9 protein-coding genes are annotated in these 14,195 nt (G+C 65.5%); 4 read left to right on the top strand and 5 right to left on the bottom strand.

The window, feature by feature from the left end; translation table 11 throughout:
* Positions 1-121 precede the first annotated feature (121 nt).
* Together A6M56_RS13680 and A6M56_RS13675 are read right to left on the bottom strand one after the other, a co-directional pair.
* Positions 122-2,632 carry a T6SS effector phospholipase Tle3 domain-containing protein gene (locus A6M56_RS13680; RefSeq protein WP_102078991.1) on the bottom strand — a complete coding sequence of 837 codons (2,511 nt, stop codon included), beginning with the start codon at positions 2,630-2,632 and terminating at the stop codon, positions 122-124.
* A gap of 11 nt (positions 2,633-2,643) precedes the next feature.
* Positions 2,644-5,226, bottom strand: coding sequence for a type VI secretion system Vgr family protein (locus A6M56_RS13675; RefSeq protein ID WP_045220470.1), 2,583 nt, complete (start codon positions 5,224-5,226; stop codon positions 2,644-2,646).
* A gap of 285 nt (positions 5,227-5,511) precedes the next feature.
* Here A6M56_RS13675 and A6M56_RS13670 point away from each other — a divergent pair, with 285 nt between their 5' ends.
* Together A6M56_RS13670 and A6M56_RS13665 are read left to right on the top strand one after the other, a co-directional pair.
* Positions 5,512-6,123 carry a DUF2239 family protein gene (locus A6M56_RS13670; RefSeq protein ID WP_102078990.1) on the top strand — a complete coding sequence of 204 codons (612 nt, stop codon included), beginning with the start codon at positions 5,512-5,514 and terminating at the stop codon, positions 6,121-6,123.
* Between the two features lie 71 nt (positions 6,124-6,194).
* Positions 6,195-7,562 (top strand): MATE family efflux transporter, encoded by a 1,368-nt coding sequence (locus tag A6M56_RS13665; protein ID WP_045220472.1) that lies wholly within the window; start codon positions 6,195-6,197, stop codon positions 7,560-7,562.
* 12 nt (positions 7,563-7,574) lie between these two features.
* Here the strand turns inward: A6M56_RS13665 and A6M56_RS13660 are convergent, their stop codons facing one another.
* Together A6M56_RS13660 and cls are read right to left on the bottom strand one after the other, a co-directional pair.
* Entirely contained in the window at positions 7,575-8,843 is a 1,269-nt protein-coding gene (locus A6M56_RS13660; RefSeq protein WP_102078989.1) for an MFS transporter, read from the bottom strand.
* Positions 8,844-8,934: 91 nt separating this feature from the next.
* Positions 8,935-10,368: a cardiolipin synthase gene (cls, locus tag A6M56_RS13655; RefSeq protein ID WP_045219820.1), complete on the bottom strand. Its 1,434-nt coding sequence runs from the start codon at positions 10,366-10,368 to the stop codon at positions 8,935-8,937.
* 185 nt (positions 10,369-10,553) lie between these two features.
* On the opposite strand from cls, the gene A6M56_RS13650 reads away from it, so the two are divergent.
* Positions 10,554-12,275, top strand: a complete 1,722-nt coding sequence (locus A6M56_RS13650; protein ID WP_102078988.1) for a phospholipase D family protein — start codon at positions 10,554-10,556, stop codon at positions 12,273-12,275.
* 102 nt (positions 12,276-12,377) lie between these two features.
* Here the strand turns inward: A6M56_RS13650 and A6M56_RS13645 are convergent, their stop codons facing one another.
* Positions 12,378-12,518, bottom strand: a complete 141-nt coding sequence (locus A6M56_RS13645; RefSeq protein ID WP_045219824.1) for an entericidin A/B family lipoprotein — start codon at positions 12,516-12,518, stop codon at positions 12,378-12,380.
* A gap of 297 nt (positions 12,519-12,815) precedes the next feature.
* Here A6M56_RS13645 and A6M56_RS13640 point away from each other — a divergent pair.
* On the top strand, positions 12,816-14,195 hold a 1,380-nt coding region (locus A6M56_RS13640), incomplete at its 3' end, for a methyl-accepting chemotaxis protein (RefSeq protein ID WP_353744920.1).

Genomic DNA, 14,195 nt, shown 5'->3' with positions numbered 1-14,195 from the left:
GGTGGGCAAGCGGAAGTATCGGGATTGCGACGACATGGAGGTTCCAGTACAGGCAGTGAACAGTAGGGTGGCGGCCAACAGGCCGGCGAGCGTCGCCCGGCGTGGGCGGTTTGGTTGAAGGTCATTCATCGGGGGTATCCAATCCAAAGACACGGTCAATTTCAGAGCGACTTGCCCCATGCGGTTCGGGCTGCGGCGCATCGTCCAATCCAAAGACTCGATCGATCTCACTCGGGCGCTGCCGCTGCCTCAGCAGTTCGGCACGTCGCGCGTCGCGCAACTCCTCGCCCGGGCTGCGCTCGCGTGGCATCAATGGCTCGGGTTGCGGTTCGCGGTAGCTTTGGATGAAACCGCCGCTGTTGTTGCGCTCCGAGTCGATGCCGAGTGTTGCGGGGACTTCAGGTTGGTAGTCCTCATGCTTTTCTAGCCTCATGTTTTGAGGCAATCGCCCGGTCCGGTAATACGGACACCACTCCGCCATCACCGGATCCTTCGGATCCCCATACCGCCAATCCGCAAACTGCCGCAGCCAGTTCATCTGACGCACGGGCAGCACGTTCAGCCCAACGTTGACGTCGTAGGCCAGCACCCTCCTGGCGTGCTCGGGGTTGGTGAGAATGGTGGAGTGGTTGGTGGCGTTCAGGTTGACGGCCTGCTTCAAGAAGTCTTCGCGCACGTTCTGATCGAACTGCCTGAAGGCGGCATGCTTTTCGCCCGAAAGGTCGCCGCCGCGGCGCATCTGGTCAATGGCGTTGTCAAAGGGGTTGCCTTCCACGCCGCGCGCAAGTTGGCGCACGCTGGCGTTGTGCTCGTAGCGCAGTGCGGCTTCGTCCCCAACACCGCCCTGGCCCTGTACGCGGTATTGGTCATAGACGTCATTGGTCTTGGCACCGCGGTTGAGTGCGTCGGTGTGCGATTCCGGGCCTTGGTTGAAAACGCCTGCCACCTTGCCACTGGCGGGCGTTCCGCCGTCCAGCCGTGCTTGCCCGTCGTCCTTGGGCTGCTGGCCGGTGGCGTCGGCTTGCGGGTGGTACAGGTGGTGGGCAATGGGCACCACCGGGTTGGGCACGGCGTGGGCGTTGATATTGACCTTCCAGCCGTCGGGTGGATCGGCGTTGACGGGGATATCGCCCTTCTGACCCAGGGTGAGCACTTTGACGAGAATTCCGCCAAGGGTGATGACACCCCCAATGAGGGTGGCACCGATCTTGGAGGGGATGCTGCGCCGATTGTCTTTCCAGGGCCGAGTGAAGTGGACGTGGGCGTTGAGCGGTGTGCGCAGCCAGAAGGCGCCGCTCTTGCCTTGAATGGTGTCGGCCCGTTCGGGGTGGTATTTGTCGTAGTAGACGAAATCATTACCAGGGGCGACACCCACCTTGAAGGGTTCGGTCTTGTACTTGAGCGGATTGCCCTGGGCCCAGATGCGTTGGTAGAGCACGCCGTGTGCGTGTTTGAAAACGTGGGGCTTGTCGCCCGCGTCATCGTCCTTGCCGGCGAGTACGGCCTGCGGCAAGCCCAGCCACCCCATGCCCATGACCGAAGCGACGCCAATCACCTGGTCATGCGGGTTGGCGTAGAGAAAGACGTTGCCGTGTGTCGGGTAGGTCTTCTGGTCTTGCGCGTGGCTCCACGGCGCCTTTTTATTGCTCAGGTAAAGATCAACACAGGCGGGGCTGGCAAGGTTGCCGGTCTTGCCCTTGCGTTCGTTGACGATGCCAAAGAACGAGTCCAGCGTCTTGCGCCGCGCCAAGACGGTGACGCGTCCCTCTCCGGTGACTTCATCGTATTGCCCGAAGTTGTCAAAGAAGTTGGGCAAGACGCCATAAGGCGGGTTGGCGAGGATGTAGGTATCGGCCACGCCGTCGCCGTCGAACTTTGCCTTGCCGATGAAGGCCGAGGCAAGGCCGACCATGTTGCCCTGGCTGTGACAGACGATGGTGATGGGGCATTCCTTCGCGCCGTCGTATTCATTCCGATGCCGCTTGCGTGCCTCGGCGACGAGGGCGGCGAGACGCCACGCAGCGTGCGCCTGGTAGTGCCGGGGCGGGCAGTCGAAGACCAGGCGACTGCTCTCGGTGTTGAGGTCTTGTACGGTCAGGCCCATCAGCAGGTCGGTGGCGGTACCGCTGCCCCACATGTCGGGCAGCGCCGTGCAACCGTTCGCAAACGGGCCGCCGCCCCAGGCGTTGTCTTCGTCGAGCAGGATGTTAGGGCCGACCTTTTTCAAGTCGGATTGGTTGGCAGCAAATACCCACCGGAAGCGGATCACCGGGCTGGCAGCTTCGTCACTGACGAACTCGCTGGCTGGCACGCCAGTGTCGCTCTTGGTACGTGCGAGGTAGCCGTCAGGGGTGAGTTCGGGCGCGTACCGCGCAGCACGTAGCAAACCGGCAAGGCTGGTCTCCTGGGCCTGGCCGAACTCGCTGCGGTGCAGGCGTTCATTCAAGCCCTGACACAGCCCTGCTTCGGTGGAATCAAACCACTCGCCAGTGGAATTGACGCCATGCACGAAGATGATGATGCCGGGCAGCGCGTTGAACGGGGCTTTGCACACACCGCCACCGGGCAACGTGATGTCGCGGGCGCGGGCGATGACGTTCGTTTCGAAAAGGCTGAATTCTTGTGTGCTCACGGTGCAGGTGCTCAGAACAGTTTGGGAAGCTTGAAGGCGGCTTGCAGGTGCTCGATCTGCTGCAAGGTTGATTCCGGGGTGACGCCATTCGCGGCAACACCCTTGCCAACCACGCTGCCATCGGCAGTGGTCAAGGTGTATGCGGTGCTGGAAATCGGTTCGCCATCGATCTCGCGCACCAGCGCAAAGCTGCGCTTGGTGTCGCCCGACTCAAACTGCGGCAGCGCTCCATCAATGCCCTGTGCCCCTGGCACATCAAAGTTGCCTGTATGCAGGTGGATGAGCGAGGGCCCAAAGGCCTCAACCTTTCCATCCGCAATCCGGATCCCCGCGTTGCCGCTCATGAGCGTGATACCCGTCTTGGCATTGAGGAGGACGGAGCCATCCGTGGCAGTAACGACCACGTCCTGCCTGGCATTGGCAGTGATGCTCTTCTGCTGCGCCTGCAACACGAGTTGCCCCTGATGGGCGATGCCCTTCCATTCACCGCTGTGGGCAAACAGGCTGATGCCGGTGCCGGCGTTGACGACGTATTGCTGCCCCGCCGTTTGCTGCTGGTTCAGCTTGGAGACGGTGTCGATGTGCTGGCCGGCATAGCTGGTCAGGCTCTCGGGCGTGGCCAAGCCGATACCTGCCGGAGCGTAGGCGCCTAGCACGGGTTGACCACCCTGGCCCGGCTGGTCCTTGTGGTTGTTGGCCCCGGCATCCCACTCCTCAATGGCTTTCGTGAGAGTGGATTGCGGATCGGCGTCGGTTTTCAGGGCCTCATGCTGGCTGCTGTAGTCGCCCAGGGATTTCGCCGCTTCGAGCGCAGCCTCCATGCAGCGAATGAACGCTTGCCGGTCGAGGTGGCCGCCCACGGCAGCAACCTGTCCTTCGGTGGTGAGGAACAGACCTTTGGCACCCCGGATAGCCCCATGCCCATCGGTGCGCAGCTCGAAACCCTCACCTCGTTGGTCCTTGCGCCCGGGGTGGCCGGGCACACCTGTCAGATAGCCCAGGTTGAGCTGGCTGGCCTGGTGGTCCGATGACAGCTGCGCCTGGATCTGGCCCTGCGTGTCGTCCATCAGCAGGTGGTTGCGCCGCTTCCCGAACAGTTCCTTGCTGGCAATGCCAGACAGCGCATGCTGGCCGGGAAGCTGCCACGGCGGCAGATTGAGCTGGTTCGGCACCCGCCCGATGATGATCGGCGTATTCGGGTCACCGTTGAGGAAGTCGACCAAGACTTCCTGCCCGATGCGCGGGACATGCATGGCGCCAAACTGGTCCCCGGACCAACCATTGGCGACGCGGATCCACGGCGAGGAATGTTCGTTGTACTGGCCGTAGCGGTCCCATTCGAACTGGACTTTGACGCAGCCAAAGTCGTTGGTCCAGACTTCCTGATTCTCGGGACCGGTGACGACGGCACGCTGGATGCCCTTGACGCGCGGCTTTGCAGTAGTCAGCGGCGGGCGGAAGACTTCATCGGTCGGGTGGGCTTCAAAGCGGACGTGGCAGGCGTAGCGCTGGGTGCTGCCAGATTGAACGCCAACGTCTTCGAGCTCCAATTCGGTGCTGATGACGAGGAATTCCCGGTTGAGGTCGTCCTTGTCGTGGTTGGCGATCTGGTAGGTACAGCCCGCGGCAATGCCACGTAGTGCGCCAGCACCACGCACGCGGCGTCCCTTGGCACGGCGCTCCTCCATGCGGATGCGGGCGCGCTGGCTGCCGATGTCTCGGCTTGTGTAGGTACCCGGTTCGTATTCGTAGCGTTCGAACTCGGAGAACCGAGTGTCGCGCGGCAGGCTGTCGCCGGTGGTCAGATCGGCCTTGGGCTGGCGCGGGTCGTAGTCCTTGAGGGTGACCTTGCCCGTGCGCACGCGGTTGATGGGTTCAAACCGGGTGAGATGTTCTTCGTCGACCTTGAAGCCCTGTGGGTAGATCGGCAGGGTGTGATATGCGGGGCTGGGGAATTTACGCCAGGCACCCGATTCGGACACGAGGACGAGGCGGTGGTGGCCGCCGTCGTGCTCGAAGAAGTAGGTGATGCCCCATTCTTCGGTTAGGCGCTGGATGAAGTGGGCGTCGGTCTCGCCGTGCTGGACTTCCCATTCGAGTTTGGGGAAGACGCTTTCGTCCAGGCGTTTGTCGACGCTGAAGGTGTAGTCGGCCAACACTTCATCGAGGATGTCGATGACGCTTTTGTTCTGGAACGATTTGTAGTCGGCGGTCTGGGTGGCGAGCCAGAGCCAAGGGCGCAGGGTGTAGCGGTAAAGGCGGTTGTCGGAGATGCCGCCGATCACCTCGGCGCCGGTGATGAGGCCGGTGATGTGGCGCTCACCGGCGCCAATGCCGCCCAGCAGGCCAGTGCCGATGCCGTCCAGTTCAATGGATAAGGTCATCTCCAGGCCGATGGCGTCGTCCAAATCCGATTCGAGCATCGCCTGAGCGGCGGCCATGGAGACAGGGCGCAGGTCGACCGTGTAGGTGAACAGCTCGCTCAGGGCTTCCCGCCCACTCACGCGCACGAACTCCAACTGCGGCACTCCGAGCAATTCCGGAATCGCGGCACTCGTGGCTTTGACTGTGCGGTGCGGACCGGGTCGAGGGATGGCGTTGCGTGCGTTCGCGGGGCGGTTGATGCGAGCGAGGTTTTGACTCACGAGCGGTCTCCCAGTAGAGGTCAAGAGGGGACATGCTCATGGCTCTGTCGCGCTACCGGAACGGAATTGACGAAACTTGACGCAATGCTCGGATCTGGCCGGTGCATTGGCCGGCGGTGGTCTACCCGTGTACGGACACCTGCTCGCGCCTAAATCCACTTTTTACCCGGGGGATATTGCTGATGTCATTTAACCCGGATAGAATTGGTTCCAATGTTTTTATGGAGCCAGTTCATGCATCCCACTCCAGCTGTGATGTGCACGGCATTTGCCGGCACGCAGCGCTTGGCCGGCGGGCCCGTCCGCGACGTCGCCCGGGCCGTCAAGATTCATCTCGACGCGCACCCCGAATCGCAGGTGCTGGTGTTCGACAACACCAGCGCACAGCCGGTGGAACTCGACCTGCGCGGCACCGTTGAAGACGTGCTTGCGCGCCTGGATCAGGCCGCCCCAGCCGCCGAACCCGGCGAATCCGAAAGTCGCCCACGCGGCCCTGGCCGCCCAAGGCTGGGCGTGATTGCCCGCGAGGTGACCTTGCTGCCGCGCCACTGGGACTGGCTTGCCGCCCAGCCGGGCGGGGCGTCGGTGACGCTGCGCAAGCTCGTGGAAGACGCTCGCCGCGCTACCGAAGGGGTGGATCGCCGCCGCATCGCGCAGGAAGCTGCCTATCGCTTCATGTCGGCCATGGCCGGCAATGCGCCAGGCTTTGAAGAGGCCACACGCGCGCTGTTCGCGCTCGACGCGGGCGCATTCCAATCACTCACCCAGCCGTGGCCGGCCGACGTGCGGGATTTCGCGCGCCAGCTGGCGCAGGCTGCATGGGCTTCACACGAGGAGGCAGCATGACCAGTCAGAACGGCCCCCGCGCCACCGACGAGGGCACGCCCGCGAGCGGCCAGCAGTCGCCCGTGGCGCCCGTGCCCGCGGCGAATGCGCGCCCGCTGTGGCGGACCTTCGTTGCATTTCTGGGGCCGCTCATCGTGGCGAACATCCTGCAATCGCTGTCGGGCACGCTAAACAACGTGTACGTCGGCCACATGCTGGGCGTGAAGGCGTTGGCGGCGGTATCGGCGTTCTTCCCGATCCTGTTTTTCTTCATCGCGTTTGTCATCGGGCTGGGCTCGGGCGCGGCGGTGCTGATCGGGCAGGCGTGGGGCGCGAAGAAGCCTGACGCGGTAAAGACCGTGGCGGGCACCACGCTGTCGGTGGGGCTGGTCGCCGGAGCGGTGGTGGCGCTGCTGGGTGGGCCGTTCGCGCATGCGCTGCTGCGCCGGCTTGGCACGCCGGCCGACATCCTGGGCGACGCGACGCTCTATGCCAGCGTCATGCTGTATGCCATGCCGGGGCTGTTCGTCTTCCTGCTCGCCACGGCCATGATGCGCGGCGTGGGTGACACGCGCACGCCGTTGCGCACGCTGCTGCTGTCCACAGCCATCGGGCTGGTCCTGACGCCGTCGTTCATCCGTGGCTGGTTTGGCCTGCCGCAACTTGGCGTTGCCAGCGGCGCCGTGGCGACAACGATTGCGTTCCTGGTGGCGCTTGCGTGGCTCGGGTTCTTCCTGCGCCGGCGCAATCATCCGCTCGCGCCGGATGCCGCCCTGGCGCGCCATCTGTGGATCGACTTTGCCGTGTTGCGCACGGTGCTGAAGATCGGCGTGCCGACGGGCATCCAGCTCGTGGTGATCTCGATTGCGGAGCTGGCCCTGCTGTCGCTCGTCAACGGCTTCGGCTCCGATGCCACGGCGGCTTACGGGGCCGGCACGCAGATCATCAGCTACGTGCAGTTTCCGGCCATGTCGATTGCGATCACGGCGTCGATCCTCGGGGCACAGGCCATCGGCTCCGGCAACACCGAACGGCTCGATGCCATCACGCGCACCGGGCTGTGGCTGAACGTGGCGGTCACGGGGCTGATGGTGGTGATGGCGCTGCTGTTCTCGCGCGCCGTCATCGGATGGTTCACCACGAATACCGAAGTGATGGACCTCGCGCAGAGCCTGCTGCATATCTCGCTGTGGAGCTCGGTCATCTTCGGCATGGCGAGTGTCTTCTCAGGTGTGATGCGTGCAAGCGGCACCGTGATGGCGCCCACGGCCATCTCGATCCTGGCCATCGTGGCGGTAGAGGTGCCGGTGGCCTGGGCGTTGAGCCGCCACATCGGCACGGACGGCATCTGGGCAGCGTATCCGGCGGCGTTCATCGCCATGTTCGTCATGCAGGGCGCGTACTACGGGTTCGTTTGGCGCCGCCGCGCGCAGCGGTTTGGCATTCGCCGCATGGTGTAAAGCGATGGGCGTTCAGGCTGGCTCGCCGCGCGTCGGCCCGAACGCCATGTCCGCACCGGCGGCCGTCGGCTGACGCAACAGCCGCACCGCGGGCGACTGCAGGATGCACAGCAACTGCAGCGCGAAGCCTGCAAGTGCCGCCACCAGGCAAGCGCCCATGCCGGCCCGCGCCGCCAGCCACGCGGCCAGCGCAGCGCCCAGCGGCCGCGCCCCATACGACATCACGTTCACCGCCGAGACGCGTGCCAGCAGCGCGGGCGGCGTCACGGTCTGCCGCAGCGTCGTTGTGCTGACCACCCAGAGGATCGGCCCGCAGCCCAGCAGGAAGAACCCCGCGTGGGCCAGGGCGGGCCACGGCTGCCACAGCGTGGCCGCGAGCAACACGCCGCCGGCCAACCCGCAGACCGGGCCCGTTGCCACGACATGGCCGAAACGCCAGCGCGCCAGGATGCGCGCGGCCAGCAGCGCGCCGACCACCATGCCGGCGCCGTACATCGCCAGTGTGAATCCGATCGCCTGCGCCGACAGCCCGAGCCGATGCGCGGCATACGGCACGAAGATCGCAAACACCATGAAGATGGCCGTGGTGAAGAGGAACTGCGTGGCAAACACCGGGCGCAGCAACGGATGACGGAACACAAAGCGCGCACCTTCCGCGATGTCCTGCAGCGGATGCGATGCACGCCGTGCGTCCGGCGCAGGCGACGCCACACCCCGCAGCAGCACGGCCGCCACCGCAGATAGTCCTGCGGCCAGCAGGAACGCCGCCGTGGCCCCCGTCCAACCGATCAGCGCGCCGCCGATCGCCGGCCCGCAGGCAAACGCCACCGTGCGGGCAAGTTCGATGCGCCCGTTGGCGCGTGAGAGCATGGCGGATGGCACGAGCGATGGCACCAGCGCGGGCGCCGCCACGCTGAACACCACCGTGCCGCACACCGCGACAAACCCGAGCAAGCCGAGCATCGGCAGATTCAGCAGCCCGGCCGCCAGCAGCCCGGCGACTGCAAGCAACGCCATCGCCCGCACTGCTTCTGCGCTGGCCATCAGCGCGCGTTTTGGCCAGCGGTCGGCCAGCATGCCAATCGGAATGGCAAACAGCACGAACGGCAGCGTCAGGGCCACTTGCAGCCAGCTCGCCGTACTGGCGTCGGCGTGCAGCGCGAGCACCGCCACCATCGGCATGGCGGCCAGCGCAATCTGCTCGGCGGATTGTGCCGCCAGGTTCGAACCGGCCAGCCGGTTGAAGCCCGCCGGCAGCGGCTTGGCAAAGGACTCGGACATCGCGCTTCTCCTGAAGACGTTCGCTTCAGGCTACGGATGTCGACGCGGGGATGCGCTCCGCTTCTTGCTGCCAAATTCGGCCGGGGGGGGGCTACAGGATCGGCGCGAACAGCTTGGCGACGTGCATGATCACGCGGCGCAGCGGATGCGCGTGCTCGTATTCGTCGCGGCCGACGCGCGTGGCCTGGCCGAAATCGGCTTCGAGCATCTGGGCCACGTCGTTGGCGAAGCGCGCGTCGGCCGTCATGATCATGAGCTCGAAGTTCAGGCGGAACGAGCGGTTGTCGAGGTTCGCGCTGCCCACGGCGGCGGCATCGTCGTCGATGAGCACGACTTTCTGGTGCAGGAAGCCCGGCAGGTAGCGGTAGATCTTCACGCCCGCGCGGATGGCCTGGTATGCATACAGGGTGGAGGCCAGGAACACCACGCGGTGGTCCGGCCGCGACGGGATGAGGATGCGCACGTCCACGCCACGCAATACGGCCAGGCGCAGCGCGGCAAACACCGCCTCGTCGGGAATGAAGTACGGCGTGGTGATCCACAACCGCTTGCGCGCCGACTGGATGGCCTCCATGAAGAACAGCGAGCAGGTTTCCTGTTTGTCGGCCGGGCCGCTGGCGACGACCTGGCAGACCATGTCCTCATCGGGGCGCAGCTCAGGCACGATCAGCTGCGGCACTTCGCGCGCGGCCCAGTACCAGTCTTCGGCAAAAGTCAGCTGCAGGTCCATCACGGCCGCGCCGACTATCTCGATATGCGTGTCGCGCCACGGCGCCAGCGGCGGCTTCTCGCCCAGGTATTCGATACCGACGTTGTGGCCGCCCACGTACGCGCGTTCACCGTCCACCACCACGAGCTTGCGGTGGTTGCGGAAGTTGAGCTGGAACCGGTTGACGAACCCGGCGTGCGTGGAGAACGGCTTGGCGAGCACGCCGCCCTCCGTCAGCCGCTGCACGTAGTGGCGGGGCAGGGCATGGCAGCCGATGCGGTCGAACAGGAAGTACACGCGCACGCCGGCGCGGGCCCGTTCGACAAGCAGTTCGGCCAGGCGGCGGCCGAGCGCGTCGTCATGCACGATGAAGAACTGCACGATCAGCACCCGCTGCGCCTGGGCGATGGCCGCGAAGATGGCTTCGAACGTCTCCGCGCCGTTGACGAGCAGCCGCACCCGGTTGTGCGACAGGCACGGCATGCCCGTGAGCCGGGGCAGGGCCTGCATGCAGGCATGTTGCGGCACGACCACGCACGATTCATGGTCGCGCAGGCGGCGCCAGTCGTCCGACAGGGTGATCTCGCGCATGCGCGCATTGTTGAAGCGCCGCGCATCCACGTAGCCGGCGAACGTGCTACGTCCGAAAATCAGATACGGAATCAGCGTGAACTCGGGCAGCGTGACCAGCGAAATGGCCCACGCAATGGCGCCCTGCGATGTGCGCACCGTCAGCACCGCGTGCACGGCGGCGAGCACGCCCACGCAGTGCATGACAAAAATGAAGGCGGCGAACGCCGTGGTATTGGTCAGCATCAGAAGCAGCAGAGTAAAGCCCACCCTGAGTCATTTTGACATGGCCCAGGTGGCGTCGGACAAACACGGATATTTCCGCCCCGCCCGGTTGGCGTAGGCTCGCCGCATCGGGGACGGCCGGCATGCCGCTTGCTGATGTGCCGTTGCCGTCCTGTCGAGCAGCGACGACAACCATCAGGACGATCATGCAACCGCTTCCGAGACTCCTTGTGCAGCATTCGCGCGGCTGGTTCGCCTGGCTCGTCGTGCTGCTGGCCGCCTGTGCAAGCCTGCCAGACCATGTCGACCGGCCCGTGACGACGGCGCTGGCCGCCCCGGCGCCCGCCACCTCGCTGGGGCGCCTCGTGCAGGCCAATGCGCCGTCGCCCGACGTGTCGGGGTTCCGGTTGATCGCCTCGGGCGAGGAGGCCTACGCCACGCTGCTCACGCTGGCCGACCGTGCCGAGCGCACGCTGGATCTGCAGTACTTCATCATCGAAAGCGACAACAGCGTGCGTGAGCTGATGCGCCATGTGCTCGCCGCCGCCGAGCGCGGCGTGCGCGTGCGCATGCTGGTCGACGATCTGCACAGCGACGGGCGCGACGTGGCGTTCCTGAAGTTCTCCTCGCACAAGAACATCGACGTGCGGCTGTTCAACCCGTTTCCGGGCGGGCGCATGTCGAACGTGACGCGCTACCTGAGCGGCGCGGCCGAGTTCCGCCGTGTCAACCGTCGCATGCACAACAAGGCCTTCATTGCCGACAACGCGCTGGCGGTCACGGGCGGCCGCAATCTCGGCGCGGAGTATTTCACGCAGGACAAGAACACGAACTTCGTCGACCTCGACGTGCTGGCGGCGGGGCCTGCGGTGCGGCAGTTGTCGGCCGCGTTCGATTCGTACTGGAACAGCGAATTCGCCTATCCGGTCCAGGCGCTGGCGCCCGAACCCAGCAACGCGCATCCGCCCGAGCAGAAGGACGGCAACTATCCGCCGCCCGTGCCGGCCGCCCGCACACCGGAAGGCCCGCCGCGGCATATCGACGTACCGACTGCGCCCCTCGATTTCGGCTCGGGTCCGCAGGAATCCGCACGCAGCGTGGCCGACGTCGAGCAGCAGCGCATGCGCAACGAGACGGATCTGGCCCACCCGACGCCGACTGAGTCGCTGCCCCTTCGCCCTGCGCTGCGGGACTGGTTCCTGGCCGATCAGATCGCGCGCCGCCGGCTGCGCCTGGAGTGGGTGCCGGCGCAGGTCATTGTCGATCGCCCGGCCAAGGTTTCCGGCGAAAAGGTGGAACCGGGCGGCGAGCGCCTCGCCCAGACCCTGCTGCACCTCATTGACGAAGCGAAGAGCGAGGTGGCCCTGATCTCGCCGTATTTCGTACCCGGCAAAGCCGGCGTGGACGTGATCCGGCATCTGCGGGAGCGCGGCGTGCGGCTGCGCGTGCTGACCAACTCCCTGGCCGCCACCGATGCGCCCATCGTCCACGTGGGCTATGCGAAATACCGCAGCGCGCTGCTCGACAGCGGCGTCGAGCTGTACGAGCTGCGCCCGACGCTCGGCGATCGCCCGAAGGCGGTCGGTTCGTTCCGTTCGTCCCAGGCGAGCCTGCATGTGAAGTCGATCATCATCGACCGCAACACGCTGTTCGTCGGCTCGATGAACATCGACCCGCGCTCCATTGCACTCAATACCGAGACCGGGTTGATCATCCGCAGCCCGGTGCTCGCGCAGGCGGTCGCCAAGCTGTTCGACGACTCCATCGGCGACAGTGCCTACCGCGTGACCCAGGTGGACGGCCATCTGCGGTGGACCACTCACCAGAACGGCAAGGAGGTCTCCGTCGACCACGAGCCCGACGTGGGTTTCGGGCGTCGGGCATGGATCCAGATGCTGGCGCCGTTTACGCCGGAGGAATTGCTTTAGGCCCACCGCCCGGTCAACCGATGCGGGGCGTGGCCAAAGAAAAACGCCGCAATGCGCGGCGTTTTCTTATTCAGGCGGGATTGGCCTTCGGGGTTGGCCCCATTACATCTTCTGCTTGGTGCTATCGGCAGCGCTTTCCAGCTTCTGGCCGCCCGTTTGGATGTCCTTGCCCATGCCGGCCATCGTGTTGCAGCCCGCCAGGACAACGCAGCCCAGGGCCAGCAGTGCGATCAGTGTCTTCATCTCGATCCCCTTGAGAGCAGTGCGGCATACCGCACGGTTTCGCGTGATTGCCATCCCACGGGATGGCGCAACGTGCATTCTAGAGCCACCCCACGCCGGCGGGGTGCGCCCGGGGCATCTTTTTTACAGTCCGGGTATCACGGCCGCCACATCCGAGACATTCAGGCGCCGGCCCTCCATTTCTGTCCGACGCTGCCGTTAGAACCTTTCAGGAGTGAACCCGGATCGCCCACGCCGTGCTGCAAGCAGGGGAGCACGACAGTACCGGACGGCCGAACCAAGCAAGGGAAACGACATATGTGGAAGTGGATGGATACGAGCATTCGGACGCGGCTGACGATCCTGGTGGCCGCATTTGCTTTGATGATTGCAGTGGTGGGCGCGGCCGGCATCGCGTCCGGGCGGGCGACCAACGCCGATCTGCGCGCGGTGTATCTGGAAGACGCCAAGGGGCTGGACCTGCTGGCCAAGGACACGATCAATCTGCTGTGGGCGCGCATTCACCTGACGAACTTCGATTCGGTTTCGTCCCCGGAGGAGCTCAAGAAGCTGCTTGCCGATGCGCACGGCATGGTCGATTCGGCCAACGCCGCCTGGGCCGAATTCATGAAGCTGCCCGTGCCCGAGGCTGACCGCGCCCAGCTGCAGGCGGCCGATGCCGCGCGCAGCAAGTTCGTCAAGACCGCGCTGGAGCCCGCCATCGCCGCGCTTGAGCGCAGCGACCTCACCACTTACCGAGATCTGAACACGACGCAGGTGCCGCAACTGTTCAACGCCTACGACGTGGCGCTCGCCCCGCTGGTCAAGGCGAGGTTTGCCTATGGCCAGGCGCGGTTCGACCGCTCGCAGTCGCGCTACACCATGAGCATCTGGATTTCGGGCGGGCTGCTGGCGGCCGCGCTGTTGCTCTCGGTGGTGGCGCGCGGCGTGCTGGGTCGCACCGTGGTGCGCCCGTTGGAGCGCGCCATCCAGGTGTTCGAGCGCATGGCCGCAGGCGACCTTGCCACGCGCGTGGAAGGGCAGACCGCCGCCGGCCGCCGCGATGAGACCGCGCGCCTGATGCACGCCGTGTCGCAGATGCAGGCAAGCCTGCAGCGGATCATCGGGCAGGTGCGGACGGGGTCGGACTCCATTGCGAGCGCCACCAAGCAGATCGCCGCGGGCAATGCCGACCTGTCGCAGCGGACCGAACAGCAGGCCTCGTCGCTGGAAGAAACGGCGTCGAGCATGGAAGAGCTGACCAGCATCGTCAAACAGAACGCCGATAACGCGCGTCAGGCCAGCGCGCTGGCGGTCAATGCGTCAGGCATCGCCGCCAAGGGCGGGGAGGTCGTCGGCCGCGTCGTGGAGACCATGGCCGGTATCGACGAGAGCAGCCGCCGGATCGCCGACATCATCGGCGTGATCGAGGGCATTGCCTTCCAGACCAACATCCTTGCGTTGAACGCTGCCGTGGAGGCCGCCCGCGCCGGAGAGCAGGGCCGCGGCTTTGCCGTCGTGGCCGGCGAGGTGCGCAGCCTCGCGCAGCGCAGCGCGACGGCGGCCAAGGAGATCAAGGAGCTCATCAGCGATTCGGTCGGCCGCGTGCAGAACGGCACCACGCTGGTGGCCGAGGCCGGCAGCGTGATCGACGAGGTGGTCGTCGCCGTCAAGCGCGTGACCGACATCATGGGCGAG

This window comes from Ralstonia sp. RL (assembly GCF_001683835.1).
Classification (GTDB): domain Bacteria; phylum Pseudomonadota; class Gammaproteobacteria; order Burkholderiales; family Burkholderiaceae; genus Ralstonia; species Ralstonia mannitolilytica.
The sequence above is the reverse complement of the archived record's forward strand: the minus strand, read 5'-3'. Positions and strand labels throughout refer to the sequence as shown.